23 protein-coding genes are annotated in these 25533 nt (G+C 59.4%); 9 read left to right on the top strand and 14 right to left on the bottom strand.

Features of this window, described 5'->3' with window-relative positions; all coding sequences use genetic code 11:
• Positions 1-71 precede the first annotated feature (71 nt).
• Positions 72-776: a trehalose operon repressor gene (treR, locus tag AC1RL4_RS23775; RefSeq protein ID WP_019581045.1), complete on the bottom strand. Its 705-nt coding sequence runs from the start codon at positions 774-776 to the stop codon at positions 72-74.
• Positions 777-1013: 237 nt separating this feature from the next.
• On the opposite strand from treR, the gene treP reads away from it, so the two are divergent.
• From treP to tadA, 7 genes are all read left to right on the top strand, one after another.
• Entirely contained in the window at positions 1014-2456 is a 1443-nt protein-coding gene (treP, locus tag AC1RL4_RS23770) for a PTS system trehalose-specific EIIBC component (RefSeq protein WP_028939197.1), read from the top strand.
• Positions 2457-2497: 41 nt separating this feature from the next.
• Positions 2498-4147, top strand: coding sequence for an alpha,alpha-phosphotrehalase (treC, locus tag AC1RL4_RS23765; RefSeq protein WP_230174312.1), 1650 nt, complete (start codon positions 2498-2500; stop codon positions 4145-4147).
• A 93-nt stretch (positions 4148-4240) separates the two neighbouring features.
• The gene (locus AC1RL4_RS23760) at positions 4241-5464 is read left to right on the top strand and encodes a maltoporin (protein WP_230174314.1); all 1224 of its coding nucleotides are present in this window, start codon (positions 4241-4243) and stop codon (positions 5462-5464) included.
• A 62-nt stretch (positions 5465-5526) separates the two neighbouring features.
• Entirely contained in the window at positions 5527-8055 is a 2529-nt protein-coding gene (ptsP, locus tag AC1RL4_RS23755) for a phosphoenolpyruvate--protein phosphotransferase (RefSeq protein ID WP_096479589.1), read from the top strand.
• Positions 8056-8057: 2 nt separating this feature from the next.
• Positions 8058-8348, top strand: coding sequence for a PTS sugar transporter subunit IIB (locus AC1RL4_RS23750; protein ID WP_096479590.1), 291 nt, complete (start codon positions 8058-8060; stop codon positions 8346-8348).
• Positions 8349-8621: 273 nt separating this feature from the next.
• Positions 8622-9998 (top strand): multicopper oxidase family protein, encoded by a 1377-nt coding sequence (locus AC1RL4_RS23745; RefSeq protein ID WP_096479591.1) that lies wholly within the window; start codon positions 8622-8624, stop codon positions 9996-9998.
• Complete coding sequence (gene tadA, locus AC1RL4_RS23740) at positions 9998-10495, top strand: tRNA adenosine(34) deaminase TadA (protein ID WP_019581038.1); 498 nt, start codon at positions 9998-10000, stop codon at positions 10493-10495. The genes AC1RL4_RS23745 and tadA overlap by 1 nt, the downstream gene beginning before the upstream one ends.
• A gap of 66 nt (positions 10496-10561) precedes the next feature.
• On the opposite strand, the gene cmoB is transcribed toward tadA, so the two are convergent.
• The 9 genes from cmoB to plsB form a co-directional block, all read right to left on the bottom strand.
• Positions 10562-11518, bottom strand: coding sequence for a tRNA 5-methoxyuridine(34)/uridine 5-oxyacetic acid(34) synthase CmoB (gene cmoB, locus AC1RL4_RS23735; protein ID WP_096479592.1), 957 nt, complete (start codon positions 11516-11518; stop codon positions 10562-10564).
• Complete coding sequence (gene cmoA / locus AC1RL4_RS23730; RefSeq protein ID WP_018927038.1) at positions 11515-12294, bottom strand: carboxy-S-adenosyl-L-methionine synthase CmoA; 780 nt, start codon at positions 12292-12294, stop codon at positions 11515-11517. Before cmoA ends, cmoB begins: the two co-directional genes overlap by 4 nt.
• Positions 12295-12505: 211 nt before the next feature.
• Complete coding sequence (locus AC1RL4_RS23725; RefSeq protein ID WP_019581035.1) at positions 12506-13141, bottom strand: lysoplasmalogenase; 636 nt, start codon at positions 13139-13141, stop codon at positions 12506-12508.
• A 2-nt stretch (positions 13142-13143) separates the two neighbouring features.
• Positions 13144-13536 (bottom strand): protease inhibitor I42 family protein, encoded by a 393-nt coding sequence (locus tag AC1RL4_RS23720; protein ID WP_018927036.1) that lies wholly within the window; start codon positions 13534-13536, stop codon positions 13144-13146.
• 165 nt (positions 13537-13701) lie between these two features.
• Positions 13702-14112, bottom strand: coding sequence for a hypothetical protein (locus AC1RL4_RS23715; RefSeq protein ID WP_018927035.1), 411 nt, complete (start codon positions 14110-14112; stop codon positions 13702-13704).
• A gap of 273 nt (positions 14113-14385) precedes the next feature.
• Positions 14386-15075: a DUF4197 domain-containing protein gene (locus tag AC1RL4_RS23710; protein WP_007940472.1), complete on the bottom strand. Its 690-nt coding sequence runs from the start codon at positions 15073-15075 to the stop codon at positions 14386-14388.
• A gap of 55 nt (positions 15076-15130) precedes the next feature.
• On the bottom strand, positions 15131-15529 hold the full coding sequence (locus AC1RL4_RS23705) for a YbaY family lipoprotein (RefSeq protein ID WP_018927034.1): 399 nt from the start codon (positions 15527-15529) through the stop codon (positions 15131-15133).
• A gap of 102 nt (positions 15530-15631) precedes the next feature.
• Positions 15632-16024: a hypothetical protein gene (locus tag AC1RL4_RS23700; protein WP_230174317.1), complete on the bottom strand. Its 393-nt coding sequence runs from the start codon at positions 16022-16024 to the stop codon at positions 15632-15634.
• A 175-nt stretch (positions 16025-16199) separates the two neighbouring features.
• Positions 16200-18695 carry a glycerol-3-phosphate 1-O-acyltransferase PlsB gene (gene plsB / locus AC1RL4_RS23695; protein WP_230174319.1) on the bottom strand — a complete coding sequence of 832 codons (2496 nt, stop codon included), beginning with the start codon at positions 18693-18695 and terminating at the stop codon, positions 16200-16202.
• Between the two features lie 235 nt (positions 18696-18930).
• On the opposite strand from plsB, the gene AC1RL4_RS23690 reads away from it, so the two are divergent.
• Positions 18931-19140, top strand: coding sequence for a cold shock domain-containing protein (locus tag AC1RL4_RS23690; RefSeq protein ID WP_007940478.1), 210 nt, complete (start codon positions 18931-18933; stop codon positions 19138-19140).
• Between the two features lie 94 nt (positions 19141-19234).
• On the opposite strand, the gene AC1RL4_RS23685 is transcribed toward AC1RL4_RS23690, so the two are convergent.
• The 4 genes from AC1RL4_RS23685 to AC1RL4_RS23670 form a co-directional block, all read right to left on the bottom strand.
• Entirely contained in the window at positions 19235-19612 is a 378-nt protein-coding gene (locus AC1RL4_RS23685; RefSeq protein WP_018927031.1) for a hypothetical protein, read from the bottom strand.
• A gap of 95 nt (positions 19613-19707) precedes the next feature.
• Complete coding sequence (locus AC1RL4_RS23680) at positions 19708-20517, bottom strand: putative RNA methyltransferase (RefSeq protein WP_018927030.1); 810 nt, start codon at positions 20515-20517, stop codon at positions 19708-19710.
• Complete coding sequence (gene dapE / locus AC1RL4_RS23675; RefSeq protein WP_028939204.1) at positions 20517-21668, bottom strand: succinyl-diaminopimelate desuccinylase; 1152 nt, start codon at positions 21666-21668, stop codon at positions 20517-20519. Before dapE ends, AC1RL4_RS23680 begins: the two co-directional genes overlap by 1 nt.
• Positions 21669-21810: 142 nt before the next feature.
• Complete coding sequence (locus AC1RL4_RS23670; RefSeq protein WP_230174321.1) at positions 21811-24399, bottom strand: glycosyltransferase; 2589 nt, start codon at positions 24397-24399, stop codon at positions 21811-21813.
• 288 nt (positions 24400-24687) lie between these two features.
• Between AC1RL4_RS23670 and tcdA the strand changes: the two genes are divergently transcribed.
• The gene (tcdA, locus tag AC1RL4_RS23665) at positions 24688-25500 is read left to right on the top strand and encodes a tRNA cyclic N6-threonylcarbamoyladenosine(37) synthase TcdA (RefSeq protein WP_371929203.1); all 813 of its coding nucleotides are present in this window, start codon (positions 24688-24690) and stop codon (positions 25498-25500) included.
• Positions 25501-25533: the final 33 nt, after the last annotated feature.

Raw genomic sequence — 25533 nt, 5'->3', positions numbered from 1 at the left:
CCCGGCTGTCACTGATCGTCCGTGACACCCGGAAGGCCGTGTGAACGTGAGTTCATACGGCCTTTTGCGTTTCAGCGCCGGGCTATGTCGGAGAAGTAGAACTTATCCAGCGTATGCCGCGACTCGGTGTACTCGAATTGCCGCCCATCCTGCAGGAATGTCTGGTTACTGACCACAATCACATGGCTCTGGCCGTCGAGGTCCAGGTGTTGCTGGTCGTCCTTGCTGCGCGGCACCGCTTCGATGGTGCGCTGGGCGTAGGCGATCTGCAGTTGCAGGGTTTGCTCGATGAAGGCATAGATCGAGTGCTCGGCGATTTCGCGGGACAAGCCGGGAATCACGTCGCTGACGAAATGGTTGATGTCCAGGATCACGCGTTTGCCGTCGATCCGCCGCACGCGCTTGATCCGCGTGATCAGGCTACCTTCAGCCGCCTTGATGTGTTCGAGCAGCGGGCCTTCGAGGGGAATCTGGGTGAATTCGACCACTTCGGTGCTGACGTCGTTGCCCAGTCGCGGGTAGGTTTCCTGGAAGCTGACGATGCCGCCGAGCTGAAACTCGATCGGGTTGGTGGACAGCACGAAGGTGCCTTTGCCGTGGACTTTCTGGGCGAAACCGCGCTCCTGCAATTGCTCGATGGCCTTGCGCACGGTGCCGCGACTGGCTTGATAGCTGTCCATCAGTTCGGTTTCGGAAGGCAATCGGGCGCCGCGTTCCAGACGTTCGGTGGTAATGCTGGCAAGCAGATCGCTGTAGATCTGGTTGTATTTACTCATGGGGATGGCTCTGTGCCGCGTTGTGCTCAAGGTTTTGAACCTTAAGGGCAGGGTAGGGGTTTGTCCATGCGGCTTTGGGTTTCTTTGACTTCGGAGGTAGGAAATATCGCCGCCTGTCGGGTTCAGGATAAACAAAATCAAACTCGTCTGTACGAGTTGTTGCTTTAACTCGTACAGACGAGTATTTTTCGCTTCGGCGTGCTGCCAATAACAAAAAACTACAGCGGAAGAACAAGCATGAGCCATGACTATCCGAACATCGTCACCGAGCTGCTGCATAGCCTCGGTGGCAGCGACAACCTCGAGCAGGCCGCGCACTGTGTCACACGGCTGCGCCTGGCCCTCAAGGACCCGAGCCTGGTCAACAGCGCCACGCTGAACCAGATCGATCTGGTCAAGGGTTCGTTCTATACCGGCGGCTTGTTCCAGGTGGTGATCGGCCCCGGCGAAGTGGAAAAGGTCTACGCCGAGCTGCGCCGACAGACCGGTCTCGCCGTCTCGACCATCGCCGACGTCAAACAGAAAAGCGCCGACAAGATCAACGCCATGCAGCGACTGGTGCGGGTGTTTTCCGATGTGTTCATGCCGATTCTCCCGGCGCTGATCATTGCCGGCCTGTTGATGGGCATCAACAACCTGATCGGCGCCAAGGGCATGTTCATCGAGGGCAAGACCCTGCTGGACGCCTATCCGACGCTGGACGGGCTCTGGAGCCTGATCAACCTGATGGCCAACACGTCCTTCGTGTTCCTTCCGGCGCTGGTGGGCTGGTCGGCGGCCAAGCGCTTTGGCGGCAGCGAAATCCTCGGCATTGTGCTCGGCCTGATGCTGGTGCACCCGGATCTACTCAACGCCTGGAACTACGGCAAAGCGGTGGCCGGGCTTGAGGGGCAGAGCCTGCCGTACTTCGACATCCTCGGTGTGTTCCAGATCGAGAAAGTCGGTTACCAGGGGCAAATCTTGCCGATCCTGCTGGCGGCCTATGTGATGAGCGTCATCGAAAAGTGGCTGCGGGCGCGGGTGCCTAACGCGGTGCAATTGCTGGTGGTGCCGATCACCACCATCGTCGTCACCGGTGTGCTGGCGCTGGCGGTAATTGGTCCGGTGACCCGCCATCTGGGGATTCTCATCACTGAAGGCGTGGTCACCCTGTTCGACCTGGCGCCGATGGTTGGCGGGGCGATTTTCGGCCTGCTCTACGCACCACTGGTGATCACCGGCATGCACCACATGTTTCTCGCAGTCGACCTGCAACTGATCTCCACCCAGGGCGGCACGTTCATCTGGCCGATGATCGTCATGTCCAACCTCGCACAAGGCAGCGCGGCACTGGGGGTGTTCTACATGACCCGCAGTGTGCGGGACAAAAGCATGGCCTCGACCTCGGCGATTTCTGCCTACTTCGGCATCACCGAACCGGCCATGTTCGGGGTCAACCTGCGCTACAAGTTTCCGTTCTATGCGGCCCTGATCGGCTCGGCCCTGGGCTGCGTCTTCCTGTCGCTGAACAAGGTCCAGGCCTCGGCGATCGGCGTTGGCGGTTTGCCCGGTTTCATCTCGATCATCCCGCAGTTCATCCCGATGTTCGTGGTCGGGATGGTGATTGCCATGGTCGTGCCGTTTGTTTTGACCTGCGGGTTGAGCATGAAGATTGTCCGGCCCGGGTATCGGGTCGCCTGATAGATCGCATTCGCCAGTACCTATTCAAAAAGGAATCCGCCATGCAAGACTGGCAACGTTCGGTGATCTACCAGATCTACCCGAAGAGTTTTCACAGCCACGCCGGCAACCCCACGGGGGATTTGCTCGGCGTCGTGGCCAAGCTCGATTACCTGCACTGGCTGGGTGTCGATTGCCTGTGGATTACGCCGTTCCTGCGTTCGCCCCAGCGTGACAACGGTTACGACATCAGCGATTACTACGCCATCGACCCGAGTTACGGGACCATGGCTGACTGCGAGTTGCTGATTGCCGAAGCCGCCAAGCGCGGGATCAAGCTGATGCTCGACATCGTGGTCAACCACACCTCGATCGAACACACCTGGTTCCAGCAGGCCCGCAGCAGCCTCGATAGCCCTTACCGCGACTTCTATATCTGGCGCGACCAGCCGAACAACTGGGAATCCAAGTTCGGCGGTTCGGCCTGGGAGTACGAAGCCCAGACCGGCCAGTATTACCTGCACTTGTTCGACCACACGCAGGCCGACCTGAACTGGGACAACCCCAGGGTGCGCGCTGAAGTCTTCAAGATGATGCGATTCTGGCGCGACAAAGGCGTGGGCGGTTTCCGTCTGGATGTGATCAACCTGATTTCCAAACCGGCGGATTTCCCTGAGGACAACACTGACGGTCGACGCTTTTACACCGATGGCCCGAACGTCCACGAGTACTTGCAGCAGATGCACCGCGAAGTGTTCGAAGGTCATGACCTGATCAACGTCGGCGAGATGTCGTCCACCAGTCTGGAACACTGCATTCGCTACTCGCGGCCGGAGTCGAAAGAGCTGTCGATGACCTTCAACTTTCATCACCTGAAGGTTGATTACCCGAACCTGCAAAAGTGGATTCGCGCCGATTTCGACTTCCTCGAACTCAAGCGCATCCTCTCCGACTGGCAGACCGGCATGCAGGCCGGCGGTGGCTGGAACGCGCTGTTCTGGTGTAACCACGACCAGCCGCGGGTGGTTTCGCGGTTTGGTGATGACGGCGAGCATCGGGTGGTGTCGGCGAAGATGCTCGGCACCGCGTTGCATTTCCTCCAGGGAACGCCGTTTGTGTATCAAGGTGAAGAGCTGGGCATGACCAATCCGGGGTTCGATCACATCGATCAGTACCGCGATGTCGAGACTCTGAACATCTTCCGGCTCAAGCGCGAGGCCGGTGCCAGCGACGCCGACAACATGGCGGCGATCATGCAGAAGTCCCGGGACAACAGTCGCACGCCGATGCACTGGAGCGCCGAGCCGAACGCCGGTTTCAGCGCTGTCGAGCCGTGGATCGGAGTGCCGGCCAATGCCGCGCAAATCAACGTCGCCCACCAACTCGACGACCCGGATTCGGTGCTGCATCACTACCGTCAGCTGATTGCCCTGCGCCGCAGTGAAGCGCTGATGTCCGATGGTGTGTACCGACAGTTGTTGCCTGAACACACGCAAATCTGGGCGTACGTGCGTGAAGGCAATGGTGAGCGTTTGCTGGTGCTGAATAACTTTTATGGCACACCGTGCGAAGTTGAACTGCCGCCGGAGGTGATCAGCGAAGCGATGGCACAGCGTCTGGTGATCAGCAATTACCCGGACTGTCCGCCACGGCATCGGCAGGTCTTTTTAAGGCCCTATGAGTCGTTCGTTCTGCACCTGACCAACATTTAAAAACACTGTTTCGAACAACACGCAGAACACTGCGCGGGGGAGTTTTGCGCGCCGGTTTTGCTGCATCACACAATAAAAATAATGAGGTGGTTCTTGAAAACAACAATAAATCGCAGTCTTGCAGTTGCGGGTGTGTGCCTTGGATTACCGTTCTCGGCCCAGGCGCTGGAGTTCGCCGGCTATTTGCGTAGCGGTGTCGGCACCTCGGTCAACAGCAGTTCACAGTCGTGTTTTCAATTGCCGGGCGCGCAGTCCAAATACCGGTTGGGCAACGAATGTGAACAGTATGCTGAGCTGGAATTGCGTCAGGACCTGTTCACGCTGGACGACGGTTCGGTGCTCAGTGTCGACGGCATGGCTTCGCTGTATAACCAGTACGACCGCAACCTGACGTTCAATGGTGACAACGGCTCGGTGCGCATGCCGCAGCTGTATGCGCAATGGTCGAACATGCCCAGCCTCAATGGTGGTTCGCTGTGGGCCGGTCGGCGTTACTACAAACGTAACGACATCCATATTTCCGATTTCTACTACTGGAATCAGAGCGCCACCGGCGGCGGTATCGAAGACGTGCTGATCGGTGATCTGAAGTACAGCTACGCCTTCTCGCGCAAGGACAACCTGTACCAGAAGGACTACATCAACCGTCACGATTTCAACGTCTCCGGCTTCAACACCAACCCCGGCGGTGAGCTGGAGTTCGGCTTGAGCTACATCGACGAACCCGACAGCCGCGACGCTCACCGTGGCTGGGCGATCACCACCCAGCATGTGCAGAAGGGTTTCCTGGGCGGCAAGAACAAACTGGCCTTTCAGTACGGCGAAGGCCCCGGCACCGGGTTGGGCTATACCGGTAACGTGAAGCTGGACGACAGCAGTAAAAGCTACCGCGTGGTGGAGTTCTTCGACTGGCAAGTGACGCCGCGCTTTGGCGGGCAGGTCGAGGCTGTTTATCAGAAGGACATTCGCCCCGACGGCGCTGACCAGAACTGGATTTCCCTCGGGATTCGCCCGGCCTATGCGATCACCGAGCAAATCAAACTGGTGACCGAACTGGGCCACGATCAGGTCGAGGCCACAGGCGGCACGCGCAAACTGAGCAAGTTCACCATCGCCCCGACCTGGTCACCCAAGGGCCCGGAATTCTGGGCGCGCCCCGAGGTGCGTCTGTATTACACCTATGCCAGCTGGAACGAGGCGGCCAAACGGGCGGCCAATGAACTGGCTGCAGGTTCGGCGTTATCCGACACCGGCGCCTTCGGCACGGCGCGGCATGGTTCGAACGTCGGATTGCAGGTCGAGTATTGGTGGAAATAAGCGATGCTGTCGGGGCCTCGCGCTCCATCGGCACTTCAAAGAACAAAACAGCAGGTGACGTCATGGCCACACCCCAACAATTGCAATTGCTGGCACCCTTGTCCGGCGTGCTGATGCCGCTGGACCAAGTGCCCGATCAGGTGTTTTCCAGTCGCGTGATCGGTGACGGTCTGTGTATCGACCCGACCTCGTCCACCTTGTGCGCACCGCTGGCTGGAGTGATCAGCAATGTGCAGGCCAGCGGGCATGCCGTCAGCATCACCGACGACAACGGCGTGCAGGTGTTGATGCACATTGGCCTCGACACCGTGAATCTGGCCGGCAAGGGCTTCACCCGGTTGGTGGAGGAAGGTCAGCGGGTTGAGGTGGGGCAGGCGCTGATCGAGTTCGATGCCGATTACATTGCCTTGAACGCCCGCAGTTTGTTGACCTTGATGTTGGTGGTCAGCGGTGAGCCGTTCACTTGGCTGACGCCTGAAACGGGCGTAGTGGAAAGTGGTCAGTTGCTGCTGAGTTTGAATCCGTCTGAAGTAGCGGCCGATGAGCCGGAGGAGGGCGAGGCACTGTTCTCAAAACCGCTGACGCTGCCCAATCTCAATGGCTTGCACGCTCGCCCTGCGGCGGTGTTTGCCCAGGCGGCGAAAGGTTTTTCGGCGAGTATTTGTCTGCATAAACAGCAGGACAGCGCGAACGCCAAATCCCTGGTGGCGATCATGGCGTTGCAGACCGCTCACGGCGACATCGTGCAAGTCAGCGCGGCGGGCGCGGATGCCGAAGTGGCGATCAAGACCCTGGTCGAGTTGTTGGCCGCCGGGTGCGGAGAAGCCGTGACGGTGATGGCAGAGGTTGAGACGGTTGCGACTGATGCTTCATCGCTGAAGGTGTTGCACGGCGTCTGTGCATCGGCGGGGTCGGCGTTTGGTCAGGTGGTGCAGATCGCGCAGCAGACCCTTGAAATCATTGAATCCGGTCGGGGCGCGCAAGTTGAGCGCGAGCACCTGTCCCAGGCGTTGGCGACGGCAGTCCTGGACCTGCAGCAGTTGCGTGACCAGGCCACGGGTGACACCCAGGCAGATATCTTCAAGGCGCATCAGGAACTGCTCGAAGACCCAAGCCTGCTGGATCAGGCCCTGGCGCTGATCGACGCCGGCAAAAGCGCCGGTTTCGCCTGGCGGGCGGCCACCGAGTCGACGGCTACCTTGTTCAAAAAACTGGGCAATGCCTTGCTGGCCGAACGGGCTGCGGATTTGGCCGACGTGGGTCAACGGGTACTCAAGTTGATTCTCGGTGTGGAGGATCAGGCGATGGAGTTGCCGGAAGGGGCGATTCTGATTGCCGAGCAACTGACACCTTCCCAGACGGCAGGGCTGGACACGCGCAAGGTGCTCGGTTTTGCAACGGTCGGCGGTGGCGCCACCAGCCACGTGGCGATTCTCGCCCGGGCCTTCGGCTTGCCAGCGATCTGCGGTTTGCCGGTTCAGGTGCTGGCACTGGCCAACGGCACGCGGGTTTTGCTCGATGCCGACCAGGGCGAGTTGCAGCTGGATCCCGAACTGGCCGCTATCGAGCAGTTGCAAGCCAATCGTCAGCGACAAAAGAAACGCCGGCAATATGAATTGGAAAATGCCGCGCTGGCTGCCTGTACCCGCGATGGTCATCACGTTGAAATCACCGCCAACATCGCTTCGCTGGCCGAAGCTGAGCAGGCCATGACACTGGGCGGCGAGGGCGTCGGTCTGTTGCGTTCGGAGTTTCTTTATCTGGATCGCAACCATGCACCGAGCCATGACGAGCAAGCGTCCACCTACAGCGCTATCGCCCGAGCATTGGGGCCAGCGCGCAGTCTGGTGGTGCGGACCCTGGATGTCGGCGGCGATAAACCATTGGCCTACGTGCCGATGGACCGCGAAACCAACCCGTTCCTGGGCATGCGCGGCATTCGTTTGTGCCTGGAGCGTCCGCAGCTGTTGCGCGATCAGTTCAAGGCGATCCTGAGCAGCGCCGGGTTGGCTCGGCTGCACATCATGTTGCCGATGGTCACGCAGTTGTCGGAGTTGCGGCTGGCCCGTCAGCTGCTTGAAGAGGAAGCGCTGGCAGCAGGGCTCACGGAACTGCCGAAACTGGGGATCATGATCGAAGTACCGGCCGCGGCGCTGATGGCGGATCTGTTTGCGCCCGAGGTGGATTTCTTCTCCATTGGTACCAACGACCTGACCCAATACACCTTGGCCATGGACCGCGATCACCCGCGGCTGGCCAGCCAGGCTGATAGCTTTCATCCATCGGTGCTGCGCTTGATCGCCGGTACTGTGAAAGCCGCTCATGCCCATGGCAAATGGGTCGGTGTGTGTGGTGCCCTGGCTTCGGAACATCTGGCGGTGCCGCTGTTACTGGGGCTTGGCGTGGATGAGTTGTCGGTGAGCGTGCCGCTGATTCCGGCGATCAAGGCGGCGGTTCGCGAAGTCGACCTGCTGGACTGTCAGGCCATCGCCCAGCAAGTGCTGGGGCTGGAAAGTGCCGGGCAGGTGCGCGAGGCATTGCGGCTGCACCACGAGGCGACGGTCGATACTTCACTGGTTCTGGAGAACTGAGCATGTTCGAGAAAATGCAGCGGGCGTTCTGGAAAGCGTTGACCCCGGATCTGGTAGTGGATGAGTCGAAAGCGGTAGCTCAAGCCGTTTCCGGTCTGGCACCGAATGTCGTGGCCGCACTGGGCGGTGTGGATAACCTCAAGTCGCATCAGCCCGTGGCGCTGACCCGGATGCGGGTGGAGTTACGGGATGTGGCGCGGATGGATCGGCAGGCGTTGACGGCGGCTGGAGTGCCAGGCGTCATGATGTTGGACGGTGGAGTGGTGCATCTGCTCACCGGTCTACAGCCATAACCGGACCTTTGTGGTGAGGGGGCTTGCCCCCGTTGGGTCGCGAAGCGGCCCCAAACCCTTCAATCGCACTGCATCAGACACACCACGTCGGATGGTTTTACGACTGCTTCGCAGCCGAACGGGGGCAAGCCCCCTCGCCACAGATGCGTTGTCAGCCTTACGTTGACTGCGCCCATCCGCCGCGTTGCCCTTACTGTTTCTCATCCGCAGGTGTATCGTATTCGCCTTTTGCAGGCACCGCGCCTGTGGCTGATACGTGAGGTAGTTGAGTTCATGTCCTTTACCCGTCGACAAATACTCGGTGGTCTGGCCGGTCTTGTGGTGGTTGGCGTGGGGGCCGGTGGCGCGTCGCGTTACTGGCTGGGCAAGATGGCCGACGCTGAGGCCGGCCATGACTATGAGCTGATCGCCGCACCGCTGGACGTCGAACTGGTAGCCGGGCACAAGACCGAGGCCTGGGCGTTCGGCCCCTCGGCGCCGGGCACTGAGTTGCGTGTGCGTCAGGGCGAATGGCTGCGGGTGCGCTTCATCAACCACTTGCCAGTGGCGACCACCATTCACTGGCACGGCATCCGTCTGCCGCTGGAAATGGACGGCGTGCCCTACGTGTCGCAATTGCCGGTGCTGCCGGGCGAATACTTCGACTACAAATTCCGCGTGCCCGACGCCGGTAGCTACTGGTATCACCCGCACGTGAACAGCAGCGAAGAACTCGGTCGCGGGCTGGTCGGTCCGCTGATCATCGAAGAGCGCGAGCCCACCGGTTTCAAGTACGAAAAGACCTTGAGCCTCAAGAGCTGGCATGTCGATGAAGAAGGCGCTTTCGTGCCGTTCAGCATTCCTCGTGAAGCGGCCCGTGGCGGTACGGCCGGGCGCCTGTCGACCATCAATGGCATCTCGCAAGCGGTGATCGACTTGCCTGCCGGGCAGATCACCCGCGTACGCCTGCTCAACCTCGACAACACCCTGACTTATCGCCTCAACATCCCCGGCGTCGAAGCGCAGATCTATGCGCTGGATGGTAATCCCATCGAACCGCGCCCACTGGGCAAGGAATACTGGCTCGGCCCGGGCATGCGCATTTGCCTGGCAATCAAGGCTCCGCCGGCCGGCGAAGAACTGTCCCTGCGCAACGGTCCGGTACGCCTGGGCACCTTGCGCTCAGTGGCCAATACCGACGCGCCAACCGAGTGGCCGCCGGCACTGCCCGCCAACCCGGTGGCCGAGCCAGACCTGGCCAATGCCGAGAAACTCAACTTCAATTTTGAATGGGTGGGCTCGGTGTCGGTTAACGTCGACAATGGCAAGCCGCCCAGCCTGTGGCAGATCAACGGCAAGGCTTGGGACATCACCGACAAGACCTGTGCCGACCGACCGATTGCCAAGCTCGAAAAGGGCAAAAGCTATATTTTCGAATTGAAGAACATGACTCAGTATCAGCACCCGATCCATTTGCATGGCATGAGCTTCAAAGTCATTGCCTCGAACCGGCACAGGGTTATCCCGTACTTCACCGATACTTACCTGTTGGGCAAGAACGAGCGCGCGCAGGTGGCGCTGGTGGCGGATAACCCGGGCGTCTGGATGTTCCACTGCCATGTGATCGACCACATGGAAACCGGCCTGATGGCCGCCATCGAGGTGGCGTGATGCGGCAGATACGCCCCGCAGCGATTATCGACCGTAGCCGTGATCGTGACTTCATGCGCGAAGCCCTGGCCCTTGCCGCCCAAGGTGCGGCGCTGGGTGAAGTGCCGGTGGGCGCGGTGCTGGTGCAGGACGGTGAAATCATCGGGCGCGGTTTCAATTGCCCGATCAGTGGCAACGACCCCAGCGCCCACGCGGAAATGGTCGCGATCCGCGCCGCCGCCCAGGCCGCCAGCAACTATCGCCTGCCGGGCAGTACGCTATACGTGACGCTGGAGCCGTGCAGCATGTGCGCCGGGCTGATCGTGCATTCGCGGATTGCACGGGTGGTGTATGGCGCGCTGGAGCCCAAGGCCGGAATTGTGCAGAGCCAGGGGCAGTTTTTTACCCAGGGCTTTTTGAATCACCGGGTGCTGTACGAAGGCGGGGTGTTGGCCGAGGAGTGCGGGGCAGTGTTGAGCGAGTTCTTCAAGGCCCGAAGAGCAAAACCTTCAGACTAAACACTGATCCTGTGGGAGCGGGCTTGCCCGCTCCCACAGGTTTTTCGATGCCTGGGCTATAGGGTTTTATTTGCGGGCAACAATCACCGCACGCATCGGCGCCGGCAGCCCTTCGATCGTTTTGCTGTGATCATCCGGGTCAAGGAAGTCGCTCAACGACTGATACTTCATCCACTCCGTCCCGCGTTGTTCCTCAACCGTGGTCATGCTCACATCCACGCAACGCACATCGCTGAACCCGGCGCGACGCAGCCACAGTTCCAGCGCCGGCACCGACGGCAGGAACCAGACATTGCGCATCTGTGCGTAACGGTCTTCCGGCACCAATACCTGCTGTTGATCGCCTTCGATCACCAGCGTTTCCAGCACCAGTTCACCACCCTTGACCAGACAATCCTTCAGCGCCAGCAAATGCTCGATCGGCGAACGGCGGTGGTAAAACACACCCATGGAAAACACCGTGTCGAACCCTTCCAGATTCGGCGGCAGGTCTTCGAAAGGGAAGGGCAGGTGCCAGGCATTGGGTTCGGACAGGTAACGCTGCACTGCCTGGAACTGGCAGAAGAACAGCCAGTTGGGGTCGACACCGATCACGCTGTCGGCCCCGGCACCGAGCATGCGCCACATGTAATAGCCGTTGCCGCAGCCGACATCGAGGATGCGTTTGCCCTTCAGGTCCAGATGCGGAGCCACTCGGGACCATTTCCAGTCCGAGCGCCATTCGGTGTCGACATGCACGCCGAACAGGTCAAACGGCCCTTTACGCCAAGGTGACAAGCCCATCAGCGCGGTGCGCATTTGCGCACGGGTTTCGTCGTTGCAATCGGTGTCCAGCTTAAGGCCGTTCAACAAGTCGACTTCGCTCGGCTGGATCTTCGGCAACGCATCCAGTGCGCTCTGCCAGCGTTCCAGGTCGCCGTGACCTTTCTCCATTTTCTTGTCGAGTTGCACTTGCAGGGTGTTGGCCCATTCGGCCAGCGGCGTACCGGCCAGACGGCGGGCGAGGGGGGACAAATCAATCATGGCAAGGCAATCAACGAGGCAAAGTTAAGACACTGGAACCACGGCACGACTTTCGAGAACCCGGCGGCCAACAGGCGTTCGCGATGTTCTTCAAGGCTGTCGGGCTTCATGACATTTTCGATGGCGCTACGCTTCTGGGCGATTTCCAGTTCGCTGTAGCCGTTGGCGCGTTTGAAGGCCACGTGCAGATCGGTGAGCAGCGCGTGTTCTTCGGGGTCATTGAAGCGCAGCTTCTCCGAAAGAATCAGCGCGCCACCGGGCAGCAACGATTGGCGAATACGCGCGAGCAGCGCGGTGCGCTGGTCCGGGGCGATGAATTGCAGGGTGAAGTTCAGCGCCACCACCGAGGCTGGCTGGAATTCCAGGGCAAGGATGTCGCCTTCGATCACTTCCACCGGCAGCAACTCCTGGAACATCGAGTCCTGGCCGTTGAGGTATTCGCGGCAACGCTCGACCATGGCCGCGGAGTTATCCACAGCAATGACGCGGCAGCCGTCGGTGCGCACGTGACGGCGCAAGGCCTGGGTCACGGCGCCCAGCGACGAACCCAAATCGTAGAGCACGCTGTTTGGCTGAGCGAATTGCGCGGCGAGCACGCCGAGGTTTTCCACGATGGTCGGATAACCCGGCACCGAGCGCTTGATCATGTCCGGGAACACCCGCACCACGTCCTCGTTAAAGGCGAAGTCAGGCACCTGGGCCAAAGGCTGGGCGAAAAGGCGATCGGATTCTTTGCTCACGGCGGTTCCAGCGGTGTAGGTGGAAAAGGCCGGCATTTTAGCCAACTTGGCGCGGGGATGCGCGGGTTTGCTGATAAACCGGCTGGTTGATGCAATTTGAAGGGCGAAGGGGCTTTTGTGGCGAGGGGGCTTGTCGGAACGCCGCATCGCCCCGTTCGGCGGCGTAGCCGTCGTAAAGCGGGTAGATGCAATTAATTTGAAAGGATGCGGCGGCTGGGTTTGGGGCTGCTGCGCAGCCCAACGGGGGTTAGCGTTGCCGCTGGGTGAACGCCGACGCCGCAATCCCCCATTGCCCCAACCAGTAACTCAGAATGATCACGTAAGGCGCGGCATGAAATGGCATCACAAACCGGTTAATGCCAATCACACTGTCAGAAAAAACAAACGCCACCGCGCCCGCCGCCGCCAACAGCGCCGAGCGTTTAGGCACGTCGGTGCCGACTCGGGCCAGGGCGCGCCAGAGCATGGCGCTGATGGCCAGACCGTAGACGATCACCGGGACCAGCAGCGGCCCCAAGCCATTGGAAATCAGAATCCCCAGCAGCATGGCACCCACGCCGAAGGCGAGAATCAGCGGCAACACAGCCAGACGCCGGCAATCGCTCAAATAGGCCTTCAGATACGCCAGATGCGCGAGCAAAAACGCTCCAAGTCCAAACACGAACAAGTCTTGCGGCCATGCCAGCAACACGTCGCCGACCAAGGAGAAAATCAAACCCAGGCTGATCCAGCGCCGATACTCGCTGGGCGGTGCATCGTGCAACCAGCCGAGCAGGGCCAGCACAGGCATCGGTTTGACCAGCAGGCAGAGCAGCGCGGCATGCACGCTCAGGCCATACACAAAGGTCACCGCGCCCATCAGCGCCAGAATCAGCCAGCCCACGATCAGTTAACCGCGATGGCGCAGTCGAAGGTTTGCACCGCCGGTACTTCCGGTGCCCACGGTTGTGAGTAAGTCAGCCGCAGGCGGCCAGTACCGGTGGCGAAGGCCTGGAAACGCCAGGTCGAGACGCCAGCACTGCCGACGATCCCGGCGTCTTCCGGGTTGCTGTAAACCTCGGGGCTGAGCGCGCGCAACACACCACCGGCCGAATCCTGGATCGCCCAGCGGTAACCCGTGGTCGGGTTGCTTGGCAGCGTCAGGATCAGGGTTTGCCCGTTGTGCAGTTTCGCCGGGCATTCGCTTTGTTTTTCCACGGTCAGGTTCTGTTTCGGTTGCGAGGCGCAAGCACTCAGCAGAGCAAGGGCGAGGGGGACAAACAGGCGAGTGGGGGACATAAGATCAGCGGCTCCGGCGTTCACGACGAACGGCGAGCATAACTGAAGATGAGACAAATTGTGACGAGGGGCTGAGTCTCAGGTGAAATCGTTGGCTCGGCAAAGGATTCTTCTATGAAACCCGGATGCTATGCCAACGATTTACCTGTTGCACACGTCTGATCGCTAACTCGAAGTGAGGTCAAAACTCCCTTCAATGTGCAATCGAAGGTTAGGAGGGTAGTCGGCCTTTACATCAAAAGACATTTTGAAGTGCTGAGTGGCCTTATCGAAATCCACGGTGCAGGTGCCCTCAGAGATTTTCGCCTTGTCGGTAATTTGGCCTTTTTTGGTGATACAGACCAGGGTATCAATCCCCTTGGGATAAGTATGTGATCCGTTTTCCACATCCTTTTTAGTGGTTATGTAAATGGACTGGAAATCATCATTAGGTAACTCGCTACCCATCGAGCCACTGAAATGATGAATGTCATCTGCATCTGAATAGATATTGACGCGGGCCGCAATGAAGTCGCTGCCATCGATAGTTGCGGTAAAAGTGCCAGTTGTTGCGCTGGTAATGGTGGACGGAGTCATTTCCAAACCTTTTAGTTGTAGAGAGGGATAGTGTCGGGATGAATGTCACTCGCAATCAGCATGCCCAGTAGGCGGAGAGAAATGAACTGTCAGAGTTGACAGTTTTTTAGACTGTTTTTTCTGTGGTTACTGTTTTTTTGGATATAAAATAGTCGCCGCAAGTCGAGAGTTTTGAGGGGGCTGGATCTTCTGGTGCCGCAGCATAGCAAACTAAAAAGCCCGCTGAACCTGTGCAGATCAGCGGGCTTTGTGTAATGAGTTGCGTTTGAAAAATTACAGCGTGCCGAAGACTTTCTTTGCCAAACTGGTCGCCGCTGCCGCAGGGTTCTTGCGAATGGTTTCTTCCTGTTTGCCAATCATCTCGAACAACCCGTTCAACGCCTGCTCGGTGACGTAGCTTTCGATGTTGGCGTTTTTCGCATCCAGTACACCCAGCGTCGCGGCTTGCCCGGCGAACGCGTTGTATTGCTGAGCCAAGCCCACTTGGTCGGTGGCTTGCTTGACGATCGGCAAGAACTTGGTGCGGATCTGTTCGCGGCTGGTTTTGCTAAGGTACTGAGTGGCCGAATCCTGGCCGCCGCTGAGAATCCCCTTGGCATCTTCCACGGTCATCTTCTTCACCGCATCCACCAGAATCGGCTGAGCCTGCGTTACCGCCGCTTCAGCTGCCTTGTTCATGCTGGTTTCCAGTTGATCGACCTGATCGCCCATGCCGAACTGTTTCATTTTCTTGGCGACCTTGCCCAGTTTCCCCGGCAGTTCGATTTTCACGTCCGGGTTGTTGCTGAAGCCGCCGGGTGTGCCCAGTTGTTTAACGGCCAGCTGCGCGCCTTGGGTCAGGGCGTCCTTGAGCCCGCCGGTGGCGTCTTGTTGCGACAGGTCACTGAGTGACAGTGCCAGGGCGTTGGCGCAAATCATCAAGCCTGCGCACAGGCCGGCGAAGCGAAGGGTAGGGCGGAGCATGGTGGCTTCCTTGTTCAGAAAAAAAGGTTCAGAAAAGAAGGTTCAGAAAAGTGAATTAACGGACCGCGTCCACACGGATTTTCAGGGGCTGCGGATCGCTGCCATCAAGTTGCACGGCGTGATGTTCAGTGGTGATGAACATCAGTTTGCCATTTATTTCTATGCGCGCGCTGACGGAATAGCGATGGCCGGGTTTGATCTGGGCCGGATCGAAACTCAGATGAAACGGCAGCGGCACCTGGCTTTTGACCGGGCCTTTCTGTTCGTCGAGCACTACCGCCGGTGCGTCGGCCAGAGACACATCTTGCAAGCTGACGCCCAAGGTCGCGCTCGGTGGCAGAGCGAGGCGTTGCAGATAGAACACTTCTCCGTCGAGGCTGGCGTTGGCGGTCGGCTGCGGTGACTGGCAGGCGCCCAGCAGCGCTGCGACGGCGAGAATGGACAGTCTCTTCATTGTCGAACTCCGTAGCGAAGGCACCAGAAGATGCTGGTGCCAAAACCAATTTAACGGAATTTTACGCTGGATTCTCGGTTGTGTTTGCTCGCTGTCCAGTGATTACACGATGAAAAACGCTACTGGAAAGACAACTTCACGATGCGTGTCACTATTTTGCAGGTCGACGGTAAAGTAATGATCGGCTTTTACCATTAGGGTTGCGTCAGGATCATCTGTGCGATTCAGATACCTTCCATCGTCTGGTTGGTTGTGGCCAGGTTGCCAAATGTTCATAACGACGCGATAAGTTTTTTGCGCATCTTTGGGGTCTTGATTTAGTTCAAGGCCGCTGCCGGATACACCCTCTTCGAGGCTCTCTTCAAAGGATGTGCTGATAAGGTTTTCTTCCGAGTCGCTGGCAACTTCGTAGAGATATTCCTCCAGAGCGAAATGCTTTTCGATTTTATAGGGTACATATTTTAGATCGTATTGGATTTCTATTTTCTTGGTCATTTTAACTTCCTTGTTGAGGTGTTGCTGCGTGTCATTAAGGCTAACGCCGTTGTTTAGTGTTTGACGGTACGGAGTTGTATATGGGTATTTGTTTGGCGAAAGTTTTCTGGGGCGTATGGCGGTCTTGATGTGTGTAAAGCGGAAAGAGCATCCTTGTTCTTTCCGTTTATTACCTTTAAGGGGTGATCACATCGGTTTCTGCCGCATCTTCACTGCGATGCAGTGCCACCTGACGGATCGACAAGCGAATCTCCGCTGGCAGCACCCGTTTGGCGGCGCCTTCGGCCAGTTCACCTAGCAGTTCGTGATAGCTCAGTTTGCCGGCTTCGTCGCGGCGCAGCACGTCGAGATTCAGCATCGTCTGGATGAAGTGCCGGAACAGGCTCTTGTCGAAAAACTCCGGGGCATTCAGGCCGTGGAGGATCGACAGGCGCTGGGCCATAACGGTGCACAGGTCTTCCAGTTCTTCGGCGCTGATGCTGTTCTGGCCGCTGTTGAGCAGCAGGGAAACGGTCATGTAGAAGCGTTGCAAGGTCTGGGCAATGCTTTTCGACAGCAGCGTCAACAACACGAAATGTCGCGAACTTGGCGCCGGACGCAGGTACACGTCCTTCTCGAAACGCAGCAGGCCTTGCTCGACGAAGGCTTCGAGCCACTGATCGATCACGCCATCGAGTTCGTCCAGTGTCCAGCGAATGAACAGCTCCGATTGCAAGTACGGGTACAGCGCACGGGTGTAGCGCAGGATCTGCTCGCGGCTCATGCGCGACGCGCTCTGGAAGAAACTCGCCAGCAGCGACGGCAACGCGAAGATATGCAGCACGTTGTTGCGATAGTAGGTCATCAGGACGGCGTTCTGTTCGTCCAGGTACAGAATTTTGCCCAGCGCATCGTTCTGCTCAGACAGCAGGTCCATGTCTTTCACATGCTCGATCAGCGCGCGGCCGTCACCGTCCGGCAGGGTGGTGTGCGGCGAGTAGGGAACCTTGCGCAACAGCGCCAGATACAAATCGAGCACCCGCGCCATGGCGCGATCGTCCAGGGCCAGGCGGCTGGTGGACAGCAACGCCAGGGCTACCAGATTCACCGGGTTGATCGCCGCCGCTTCGTTCAGATGCTGTGCGACTTTCTCGCCGAGGCGGTTGGTGGTCTCGTTGAGCCAGGCCGGTTTGAATTGCGGGCCGTGTGCCTGTTGGCGCCAGTCTGGCTGTTCGCTGTCGAGGAACTCCGCCAGTTTGATCGGCTCACCGAAGTTCACCGCGACCTGACCGAAACGCTGTTTGAGCGCGCCGATGACTTTGAAGATGTCGAAGATCGATTCTTTCTTCTTGCTCGCGCCACGCAATTCGCCGAGGTAGGTACGGCCTTCCAGCACGCGCTCGTAACCGATGTACACCGGCACGAACACGATCGGCATGCGCGACGAACGCAGGAAGCTGCGCAGCGTGATCGCGAGCATCCCGGTTTTCGGTTGCAGCATGCGCCCGGTGCGCGAACGGCCGCCTTCGACGAAGTATTCGACTGGGAAGCCTTTAGTGAACAGAGTGTGCAGGTATTCGTTGAACACCGAGGTATAGAGCGGATTGCCCTTGAACGTGCGGCGCATGAAGAACGCACCGCCGCGACGCAACAGACCGCCGATCCCCGGCATGTTGAGGTTGATCCCGGCGGCGATGTGCGGCGGGGTCAGGCCGTTGCGGAACAGCAGATAGGACAGCAGCAGGTAGTCGATGTGGCTACGGTGGCAGGGGACGTAGATCACTTCGTAACCCGGGGCGACCTTTTGCACGCCTTCGATGTTGTTGACCTTGATCCCGTCGTAGATCTTGTTCCAGAACCAGCTCAGCACCACTTCCATGAAGCGGATCGCGGTGTAGGTGTAGTCGGAGGCGATTTCGTTTCCGTAGCGCAAGGCCTGGGCCTTGGCTTTTTCCGGGGAGATGTTTTCGCGCTCGGCTTCGTCGAGGATCGCTTGCTTGACCAGCGGCTGGTTGAGCAGGCCTTTGACCAGGTTGCGCCGGTGGGAAATGTCCGGGCCGATCACCGCGGCTTTCAGATTGCGGAAGTGCACCCGCAGAATCCGCTGGGCCATGCGCACCGTGCGCTCGTGGCCCTTGTTGTGTTCGATCAGTTCGCGCAGATGGATCGGTGCCGAGAACTGCACCCGGGTCTTGCGCCCCAGTACGATGATGCTCAGCAACCGGCGCAACCGTCCGGTGACCGCCCAGCTGTCGGCGAACAGCAGCTTCCATGGGCTCGACTCGCTGTCTGGCGACTGGCCCCAGAACACGCTGACCGGGATGATCTGCGCGTCTTCGGCGGCGTTCTGGCTCAGGGCGCTGACCAGACGGGTCAGGGTTGGCGGCGCACCGCGTTTGTCCTGACGGCCGAGCCAGTCGGGATCCGGTGTCAGGTAAAAGAACGCGGCGGGCTCCACCAGCGCACCCACTGATACCGGCAATACCGGACGGGGCAGGCCGGCCTTGCTGCATTCGGTATCGACCACGGCAAGGTCGGTCAACGAAGGATTTTGCAGGACGTAGAACACCGGCCGGCTGCGGTCGAGGTTAAGGGTGAACGACGACTGGTTGATCGTCTCTGAGCGAACCCAGAGGTACAGCAGTCGGCGCAGGGTGCCAAACACAAGACGGCGGAACGGGGAACGGGTCATACGGCTTCTGCGTGAGTGAATAAAACCGAGCGTTTGCTCGGGCGGTCGATAGTGTGCCGGATTCGCGGAAAATCGGCAAAAAAGCGGCGAAGTAAACTCCTATTGAGAGTTTTTGCGTCTGTCATATACTCGGCGAGCCCGCACTGGCCAGACAATGGCAGCTATCAGTGCAAGCGATGTTCCCGAGGCTTTCCCGCGAAAAGCCCGATCAATAATAAAAAAGGAGTATGAACAGATGGCAACACGCGAAACCGGCAACGTGAAGTGGTTCAATGACGCCAAGGGTTATGGCTTCATTCAGCGCCAGGACGGGGTGGACGTGTTCGTGCACTACCGCGCGATCCGTGGTGAGGGGCATCGCTCGCTGACTGAAGGTCAGCAGGTTGAATATGCGGTGGTGGAAGGGCAGAAGGGGTTGCAGGCTGAGGATGTTGTAGGTCTGTAAACCTTAAGATCAAAAGATCGCAGCCTTCGGCAGCTCCTACAGGGGTACACAAAACTCTGTAGGAGAGCTGCCGAAGGCTGCGATCTTTTTCGTTTTACGCGGTTTTCCAGGTGATCTCTTCTTCGCCATCGACGCTGATGCGAATCCAGCGATCTGCCGTTTCCTCACCTTCTTCCTCGACCCAGCTACCCGGCGCGCAACGCACTTCGACGTTCAGTGCGGCAAATGCGGCGCGGGCGCAAGCGATGTCGTCTTCCCATGGGGTCTGGTCGCTTTCCAGGTACAGGCTGTTCCATTTTCCGACGGCTTTGGGCAGCCAGGTCACTGGCACGCTACCAGCCTTGCACTTGTAGGTCTGGCCTTTCTGAACCCAGTCAGTGCACGGGCCTAGAGCCGCGCCGAGCCAGGCCGCGATGGCTTTGTGATCGACGTCGGCGTCTTTCAGGTAAATCTCGATGTCCGGTTGGCGCATGGATGTCCTCACTGCGGGTCTGAAAAATCCATTCGCGGATTTAGCCGGCCTTGAGCCTTTACTCAAGACCAAAAATTAAAGTTGTTCTCTAACTACTACTGCAGAACGAAATAATCGTAGCGCATCGAAACGGTGACCTCGAACGGTTCCACTTGTTCAATGACTGCTGTCCGGCGTTCGGCACTGGCGCGCCAGCCGTGAGGTGTCATCGCCAAGAGGTTCGCGCGATCCTGACCATTGACCAGCGTCAGTTTGAACTCCAGGGTTTCGCTGTGTTGCAACGCCATGCCTTCCGGCACCAACGCCAGGTGCTTGTCGTCGGTGTACTCGCGCACTTCGTCGTACAGCCGCTCGCGCAATTCCATCAGATGGCCGCTGGTCGGCCCGACTTTCATCAAGCCGCCACCGGGGCTGAGCAGACGCTTGGCTTCTTCCCAGTCCAGCGGGCTGAACACGCTGGCCAGAAACTGGCAACTGCCCGAGGCCAATGGCACCCGGGCCATACTGGCGATCAACCAGGTCAGCGCGGGGTTGCGTTTGCAGGCGCGTTTGACCGCTTCCCGGGAAATGTCCAGGGCGTAGCCATCGGCGTTGGGCAAGGCTTCGGCGATTTGCGCGGTGTAATAACCCTCGCCACAGCCTATGTCCAGCCAGCGCTGGGGTGCATAACCGGCCGCCAGTTCCGCCAGACGCTTGGCCACCGGCGCGTAATGGCCGGCGTTCAGAAAGTCGCGACGGGCTTCGACCATCGCCTGGTTATCCCCGGGGTCACGGCTGTTCTTGTGCTGTACCGGCAGCAGGTTCAGGTAACCCTGCCGTGCGCGGTCGAAACGATGCCCGGCGGGACAGGCCACGCCGTTGTCCACCGCGTTCAGCGGTTCGCTGCAGATCGGACAGGCGAGCATCAGGCGAGCAACTTGATCAGGGTCTGGTAGTAGATTTCGGTCAGCACGTCGAGGTCGGCCGCCAGTACACGCTCGTTGACCTGGTGGATCGTCGCGTTGACCGGGCCCAGTTCAACCACTTGGGTGCCCATGGTCGCGATGAAGCGCCCATCTGAAGTGCCGCCGCTGGTGGAGGCTTTGGTGTCACGACCGGTGATGTCCTTGATGCTCGCCGACACCGCGTCGAGCAGCGCGCCCGGCTCGGTGAGGAACGGCAGGCCGGACAGCGCCCAGTCGATGTGCCAGTCCAGGCCATGCTTGTCGAGAATGTCGGCGACGCGCTTTTGCAGGCCTTCGACAGTGGACTCGGTGGAGAAGCGGAAGTTGAACACCGCCACCAGATCACCCGGAATCACGTTGGTCGCACCGGTGCCGGAATTGACGTTGGAGATCTGGAAACTGGTCGGCGGGAAGAAATCGTTGCCATGGTCCCAGTGCTCGGCGGCAAGTTCGGCCAGCGCCGGGGCGGCGAGGTGGATCGGGTTCTTTGCCAGGTGCGGATACGCCACGTGGCCCTGCACACCGCGCACGGTCAATTTGGCGCCGAGGGAACCACGACGGCCATTCTTGACCACGTCACCCACCAGGGTCGTGCTCGACGGCTCGCCGACGATGCACCAGTCCAGACGCTCCTTGCGGGCGGCAAGGCGCTCGACCACAGCCTTGGTGCCATGGTGCGCCGGGCCTTCTTCGTCACTGGTGATCAGGAACGCGACCTTGCCCTTGTGATCCGGATAGTCGGCGACGAAACGCTCGGCTGCCACGGTCATGGACGCAAGGCTGCCTTTCATGTCTGCCGCACCACGACCGCAGAGCATGCCGTGCTCGTCGATCACCGCGTTGAACGGATCGATCTGCCAGGCCGCCACCGGACCGGTCGGCACCACGTCGGTGTGACCGGCGAAGCACAGCACCGGACCGTCATGTTTGCCGTGGGTCGCCCAGAAGTTATCCACATCTTCGATGCGCATCGGCTCCAGCATAAAACCAGCATCGCCCAGGCGCTGCATCATCTGCTTCTGGCAATCGGCGTCGACCGGCGTCACGGATGGACGACGGATCAGGTCGATGGCGAGTTGAAGGGTCGGCGAAAGGTCGGCGTGGGCCGTCATGTAAGAACTCCGAGGTGCGCACGGTAAACATGTAGGGGCTGCCGAAGCAGCTCCTACCGAGTTTGTTGGCATTGAAAAAGGCGATCATTCTAAAGCAAAACGGCGGCCCGAAGGCCGCCGTTTGACGTTATCTAATAACGGATTACGCCGGTACCGGCGCAGCTTCTACCGAAGGTTTAGGCAGCGACGACAGGAACGCCATGATCAGCGCCGCCAGGTACGGCAGCGACTGCACCAGCAACATGGTCACCCAGAAGCGCATGTCGTTGCTTGGTATACCCTGCACCAGGAAGATCCCCAGCGCCGCGCCCCACAGCAGCAGCATGATGAACAGCTCTTCGCGAGCCTCCGAAATCGCCATCCAGAAGCCGTGGTTATCGGCATTTTTCGGTGTGCGGAAGAACGGAATGCTGCTGGTGAAGAAACCGTACAGCACCGCTTTGGCGATGGTGTGCGACAACGCCAGCCCGGCCAACGCGGCGCAGAAGGCGTCTTTCAGGTTGACCCCGACCGCACGGCGGTACAGGAAGATGATCTTGCCCACCTTGAACACGAACAGCGCCAATGGCGGGATCGCGAAAATCAGCAGCGGTGGATCGACCCGTTGCGGCACGATGATCATCGCCGCCGACCACAACAGTGCGCCGATGGTGAAGAAGATGTTCATGCCGTCCGCCACCCACGGCAACCAGCCCGCGAGGAAGTGGTAACGCTGGCCACGGGTCAGCTCGGTGTCCTTGCCGCGCAGCAGGCTGGCGGTGTGACGCTTGATGATCTGGATCGCGCCATAGGCCCAGCGGAAACGCTGTTTCTTGAAGTCGATAAAGGTATCGGGCATCAGGCCTTTGCCGTAGCTGTCGTGGTAATACGCTGCCGACAGACCTTTTTCGAATACACGCAGACCCAGCTCGGCGTCTTCACAGATACACCAGTCGGCCCAGCCCAGTTCCTCGAGCACCGAGCGACGGGTCATGGTCATGGTGCCGTGCTGGATGATCGCGTCGCGGTCGTTGCGGGTGACCATGCCGATATGGAAGAAGCCTTTGTATTCGGCGTAGCAGAGCTTCTTGAAGGTGCTTTCGTTCTGGTCGCGGTAATCCTGTGGCGATTGCACCACGGCGATTTTCGGGTCGGCGAAGTGCGGCACCATGTGCTTGAGCCAATTCGGGTGCACGCAGTAGTCCGAGTCGATCACCGCAATCACTTCGGCGTCCTTGGCGGTGTGCGGAATCAGGTAATTCAGTGCGCCGCCCTTGAAACCGGCCAATGGCGCGACGTGGAAGAACTTGAAGCGCGGGCCGAGGGTTTCGCAATAATCACGCACCGGTTCCCAGACGGCCGGGTCCTTGGTGTTGTTGTCGATGATCAGGACTTCGAAGTCCGGATAGTCGAGGTTGGCCAGGGCGTTGAGGGTCTGTTTGACCATCTCCGGCGGCTCGTTGTAGCACGGTACGTGAATCGACACTTTCGGTCGGTAGTCCGAATCGCCCACCACTGGCAGGAATTCACGCCGGCGTTTGTGGGTCCAGACTGCTTCGGCCAGCTCATGGGCTTCAGTCAGCAGAACGATGAACACTCCGAGCGCACCGAGGGCAAGCAGGAAACCCACCGTCAGACTGAACCAGGTGCTGTATTGCTGGCTGTAGTCGTAACCGATCCACACCAGCACCGAACCGCAGAGGAACGCGATAAAGGTCAGGAAGGTACGGCCGCGTTGACGCAGGGCCGAACCGTCGATCATCAGCAGGGTCAGGGACAGCAGCGCCAGCACTACCGAGCCGATAGCCAGTACGCGCCATTGCGGGATCGCGACAACCGGGCCTTCGAAGTTGAATTTCTGCTGACGCGCGGCGTTGAACACGCCCCAGTATGCGCCCACCGAGCCTTCGTCACTGGCCTTCCACGGTTGGTCAAACGCTTCGATCACGAAGTAGTTGAAACCCTGACGGTTGAGCTTGTTGACCAGTGTGCGCAAGTAAATCGCCTGGTCTGCCGGCGACGCATCGGCGCCACCGCGCATGCGGCCGTTGCTCGGCCAGCCGACTTCGGAGAGCAGCAACGGTTTTTTCGGGAACATCTTTTTCAGGTCACGGGCGCGGTCGAGAACGAACTGGCCGGCCTTGTCCACAGGGATGAACTCCCAGTAGGGCAGGACGTGAGCTGCGATCAGGTCGACGTGCTTGGCCAGTTCCGGGTGTTCTTCCCAGACGTGCCACTGTTCGGAGGTGGTGACCGGAACCTTAACGGCTGCGCGCACACGATCCAGGATCACGCTCAACTCGGCAGCGGTGATTTCCTTGCGGAAGATCGCCTCGTTACCGACCACAACGCGAACCACGCTGCGGGAGGTGTTGGCCAGTTGGATGGCGCGCTGAATCTCGCGCTCGTTGCGTTCCTGGTCCGGGCTGATCCAGATCCCCAGGGTCACCCGCAGGCCGAACTCTTCCGCCAGTTTGGGAATGTCCTCCAGCGTGCCGTCGACCGAGTAGGTCCGGATGTTGTCCGTCAGCTTGCTCATGATCTCCAGGTCGCGACGCATTTCATCGTCGGTCGGATACTGGTCTTTCTGCGGGTACTGGCCTTGTTGAAACGGCGAGTACGAGAAGCCGGAGATCTGTTCAGGCCAGTTGGGGGCGGTGACCGGGCGATTGACCAACGCCCAGAAACCGGTGAACAAGGCGGCGATTGCTAGAACCACTACCAGGTTGAGTCCAAATTTACGCGATGACATAGCTTTTTCGGGTTCCAAAGGCTGTGGAACGAAGGAACGGTTGGCGGCCGGCTGCCAGGTGGCAGGGGCGCGCATCCTACACTGGAGGTTCTCTGACCGTACAGCGAACAGGGAAACGCCCGACATTGGGCAATCCAGGTCGACTTAAGTTCTTCGACCGGGATGATGTAGCCCAATTCCAATAAATTTGTAGTCAATTGAAGCCGTCAAGTCTGTCGTCCATAGCACCAAAGGTGCTCTTGACCGCCGACAGCCCTATAATGCGCGCCGGTTTTTGGGGTAATGGTCATGAGTACAGAAGATCCGCGGTTTGCTGGTATTGCCCGCTTGTATGGCATTGAAGGCATGGAGCGCTTGCGCGCGGCCCATGTGGCGATCGTCGGCGTCGGTGGTGTCGGCTCCTGGGCAGCGGAAGCGGTTGCCCGGTGTGGCGTGGGCGAGATATCGCTGTTCGACCTGGACGACGTCTGCGTCAGCAACGTCAACCGTCAGCTGCATGCGCTGGACAGCACCGTTGGCAAGCCCAAGGTCGAGGTGATGGCCGAGCGCCTGCGCGGGATCAACCCGGACTGCACGGTGCATGCGGTGGCGGACTTCGTCACCCGCGAAACCATGGCCGAGTACATCACGCCGAACATCGATTGCGTGATCGACTGCATCGACAGTGTCAACGCCAAGGCGGCGCTGATCGCCTGGTGCAAGCGGCGCAAGATCCAGATCATCACCACCGGCGGCGCGGGCGGGCAGATCGACCCGACGCTGATCCAGGTCTGCGACCTGAATCGCACGTTCAACGATCCGCTGGCGTCGAAAGTGCGCTCTACATTGCGCCGCGACTACGGCTTCTCCCGTACCGTGACCCGTCACTACAGCGTGCCGTGCGTGTTTTCCACCGAGCAACTGCGCTACCCGAAACCCGATGGCAGCATTTGCCTGCAGAAGAGTTTTGTCGGGGACGGCGTGAAGCTCGACTGCGCCGGGGGCTTTGGCGCGGTGATGATGGTGACGGCGACGTTTGGCATGGTCGCGGCGACCAAGGCTGTGGATAAGATTGTGGCGGGCGTGCGGCGTCCGGCGGATCGGGTCAAACCTCAGGTTTGATGGTTGTGGTTCGATCGTTCCCACGCTCTGCGT

The organism is Pseudomonas sp. GW822-FHT07A10 (assembly GCF_058798795.1).
The sequence above is the reverse complement of the archived record's forward strand: the minus strand, read 5'-3'. Positions and strand labels throughout refer to the sequence as shown.

Excerpts from the sequence above, each read along its gene's own strand:
- treR (WP_019581045.1), bottom strand. The coding sequence starts at position 776 with ATGAGTAAATACAACCAGATCTACAGCGATCTGCTTGCCAGCATTACC.
- treP (WP_028939197.1), top strand. The coding sequence starts at position 1,014 with ATGAGCCATGACTATCCGAACATCGTCACCGAGCTGCTGCATAGCCTC.
- treC (WP_230174312.1), top strand. The coding sequence starts at position 2,498 with ATGCAAGACTGGCAACGTTCGGTGATCTACCAGATCTACCCGAAGAGT.
- ptsP (WP_096479589.1), top strand. The coding sequence starts at position 5,527 with ATGGCCACACCCCAACAATTGCAATTGCTGGCACCCTTGTCCGGCGTG.
- AC1RL4_RS23750 (WP_096479590.1), top strand. The coding sequence starts at position 8,058 with ATGTTCGAGAAAATGCAGCGGGCGTTCTGGAAAGCGTTGACCCCGGAT.
- AC1RL4_RS23745 (WP_096479591.1), top strand. The coding sequence starts at position 8,622 with ATGTCCTTTACCCGTCGACAAATACTCGGTGGTCTGGCCGGTCTTGTG.
- tadA (WP_019581038.1), top strand. The coding sequence starts at position 9,998 with ATGCGGCAGATACGCCCCGCAGCGATTATCGACCGTAGCCGTGATCGT.
- cmoB (WP_096479592.1), bottom strand. The coding sequence starts at position 11,518 with ATGATTGATTTGTCCCCCCTCGCCCGCCGTCTGGCCGGTACGCCGCTG.
- cmoA (WP_018927038.1), bottom strand. The coding sequence starts at position 12,294 with ATGCCGGCCTTTTCCACCTACACCGCTGGAACCGCCGTGAGCAAAGAA.
- AC1RL4_RS23720 (WP_018927036.1), bottom strand. The coding sequence starts at position 13,536 with ATGTCCCCCACTCGCCTGTTTGTCCCCCTCGCCCTTGCTCTGCTGAGT.
- AC1RL4_RS23715 (WP_018927035.1), bottom strand. The coding sequence starts at position 14,112 with ATGACTCCGTCCACCATTACCAGCGCAACAACTGGCACTTTTACCGCA.
- AC1RL4_RS23710 (WP_007940472.1), bottom strand. The coding sequence starts at position 15,075 with ATGCTCCGCCCTACCCTTCGCTTCGCCGGCCTGTGCGCAGGCTTGATG.
- AC1RL4_RS23705 (WP_018927034.1), bottom strand. The coding sequence starts at position 15,529 with ATGAAGAGACTGTCCATTCTCGCCGTCGCAGCGCTGCTGGGCGCCTGC.
- AC1RL4_RS23700 (WP_230174317.1), bottom strand. The coding sequence starts at position 16,024 with ATGACCAAGAAAATAGAAATCCAATACGATCTAAAATATGTACCCTAT.
- plsB (WP_230174319.1), bottom strand. The coding sequence starts at position 18,695 with ATGACCCGTTCCCCGTTCCGCCGTCTTGTGTTTGGCACCCTGCGCCGA.
- AC1RL4_RS23690 (WP_007940478.1), top strand. The coding sequence starts at position 18,931 with ATGGCAACACGCGAAACCGGCAACGTGAAGTGGTTCAATGACGCCAAG.
- AC1RL4_RS23685 (WP_018927031.1), bottom strand. The coding sequence starts at position 19,612 with ATGCGCCAACCGGACATCGAGATTTACCTGAAAGACGCCGACGTCGAT.
- AC1RL4_RS23680 (WP_018927030.1), bottom strand. The coding sequence starts at position 20,517 with ATGCTCGCCTGTCCGATCTGCAGCGAACCGCTGAACGCGGTGGACAAC.
- dapE (WP_028939204.1), bottom strand. The coding sequence starts at position 21,668 with ATGACGGCCCACGCCGACCTTTCGCCGACCCTTCAACTCGCCATCGAC.
- AC1RL4_RS23670 (WP_230174321.1), bottom strand. The coding sequence starts at position 24,399 with ATGTCATCGCGTAAATTTGGACTCAACCTGGTAGTGGTTCTAGCAATC.
- tcdA (WP_371929203.1), top strand. The coding sequence starts at position 24,688 with ATGAGTACAGAAGATCCGCGGTTTGCTGGTATTGCCCGCTTGTATGGC.